This window comes from Pseudoalteromonas sp. SR45-5 (genome assembly GCF_014163565.1).
Classification (GTDB): Bacteria; Pseudomonadota; Gammaproteobacteria; order Enterobacterales; family Alteromonadaceae; genus Pseudoalteromonas; species Pseudoalteromonas distincta.
The window spans coordinates 1-1,798 of sequence record NZ_JACJDN010000732.1 but is presented as its reverse complement, the minus strand read 5'-3'; the positions used below and the strand labels follow the sequence as shown (position 1 = coordinate 1,798).

3 protein-coding genes are annotated in these 1,798 nt (G+C 39.8%); all 3 read left to right on the top strand.

Annotated features, from left to right (window positions below):
* Positions 1 to 143: CheR family methyltransferase (locus H5072_RS18465; protein WP_310735901.1), on the top strand; the 143-nt coding region annotated here is incomplete at its 5' end.
* Complete coding sequence (cheD, locus tag H5072_RS18460) at positions 133 to 750, top strand: chemoreceptor glutamine deamidase CheD (protein ID WP_039489124.1); 618 nt, start codon at positions 133 to 135, stop codon at positions 748 to 750. The genes H5072_RS18465 and cheD, both read left to right, overlap by 11 nt.
* Positions 751 to 758: 8 nt before the next feature.
* Entirely contained in the window at positions 759 to 1,790 is a 1,032-nt protein-coding gene (locus H5072_RS18455; protein WP_024596107.1) for a chemotaxis response regulator protein-glutamate methylesterase, read from the top strand.
* Positions 1,791 to 1,798: the final 8 nt, after the last annotated feature.

Here is a 1,798-nt window from a genome sequence, read left to right as displayed (position 1 = left end):
ATCAGCTTTTTAAGCGTTACGCCAATATATTAAATGAACAAGGTTATTTGTTTTTAGGTCACTCAGAAAGTATGGGTAAAGAGCATTCGCAATTCAAAAACTTAGGGAAAACTATGTACCAAAAGGGACAAAATGCACGCTGAGTTCAGGCCGGTATTACCTAACTTTGAACATATTAAACGATATTGGGATTCTGGCCGAGGTAGCGTTGTTGCTAAAGTACTTCCGGGTGAGTTTTATGTTTCTAAAAATAATGAACTGATCTCTACAGTTCTGGGTTCGTGTATTGCGGCTTGTGTATACGATGAAGTACTTGGTATTGGCGGGATGAATCACTTTATGTTACCAATTCAAAAGGGAGTAGAACTTAAAAATGCGCATAGTTTAAGTTGTCGGTACGGTAATTGGGCTATGGAGTATCTTATAAACGAAGTTTTAAAAAATGGCGCGTCTCGGTGTAACCTAAAAGTAAAACTTTTTGGCGGGGGGAAAATTATTAGTGCGATGACTGATATAGGGCTGGGTAATATTAGTTTTGCAGCAGCGTATATTAAAGAAGAGGCATTAAATCTAGTTGCCCATGATATGGGGGGGCCGTGGCCGCGAAAAATATTTTTTCACCCGAACACTGGTAAAGTTCATATGAAAAAACTTAAAAACCTACATAATAATACGATTGAAAAACGCGAAGTCCGTTACTTACAAAACCTTAAAAAGCAAGAAGTAGTAACCGATATAGAGCTGTTTTAGGAGTATGCATGATTAAAGTATTAATAATTGACGACTCCCCTTTAATTAGGCGTTTACTCACTGAAATATTACAACAAGCTAAAGACATTACAGTAGTGGGGAGTGCTGAGGATCCCTACGAAGCTCGCGAAATGATAAAAAAACTCAGTCCTGATGTATTAACGCTCGACGTAGAAATGCCAAAAATGGATGGTATTAGTTTTTTAAAAAACTTAATGCGATTAAGACCAATGCCAGTAGTGATGATTTCAACACTGACACAAAAAGGCTCTCCTATCACACTAGAAGCGCTCGAATTAGGGGCTGTTGATTTTATAGCTAAGCCTACTAATAACGTAAGAGAGCAATTGAGCCAATATGCATCACTTGTCCAACAAAAGGTGCGAATAGCTGCTGGAGCAAGAGTAAGAAGCTATAAAAAAACGGTCGTCACAAATGAGCCTATTAATACTCATTCTCAGTTTTTACTTAATAAAGTAATAGCGATAGGTGCTTCAACGGGGGGGACTGAGGCTATAAAAGAAGTGCTTATTAAAATGCCACAAAATTGCCCGCCAATTGTAATTACTCAGCATATTCCTCCTGTGTTTAGCGCTTCATTTGCTGAGCGAATGAATCGTACATGCACGATAAATGTGAAAGAAGCTGAACATGGCGATAAGCTTAGCGCAGGCTGGGCTTATATAGCACCGGGTGGGTTTCATTTAAGTATTAAAAAACGAGGTGTTAGCTTGTATTGCCAGCTTGATGATGGCGAGCCGGTGAACAGACATAAACCTGCGGTAGATGTGTTGTTTAACTCATTAGTTGAAACTGGGGCTAAAAACGTAGTTGCAGCCATACTAACAGGAATGGGGAGTGATGGCGCAAAAGGTTTACTTGCACTAAAACAAAACGGAGCACATACCTTGGCTCAAGATGAGTATTCGTCTGTGGTATGGGGTATGCCTAAAGCAGCTGCTGAGCTAAATGCAGCTGACGAGATAGTTGCGCTGGATAAAATAACCCAGCGGCTTTTACATCAGGCCGTTAAGGTTTAGATGCTTCA

Bases quoted from the DNA above. Each gene is read 5' to 3' on its own strand.
- cheD (WP_039489124.1), top strand. From the start codon at position 133: ATGCACGCTGAGTTCAGGCCGGTATTACCTAACTTTGAACATATTAAA.
- H5072_RS18455 (WP_024596107.1), top strand. From the start codon at position 759: ATGATTAAAGTATTAATAATTGACGACTCCCCTTTAATTAGGCGTTTA.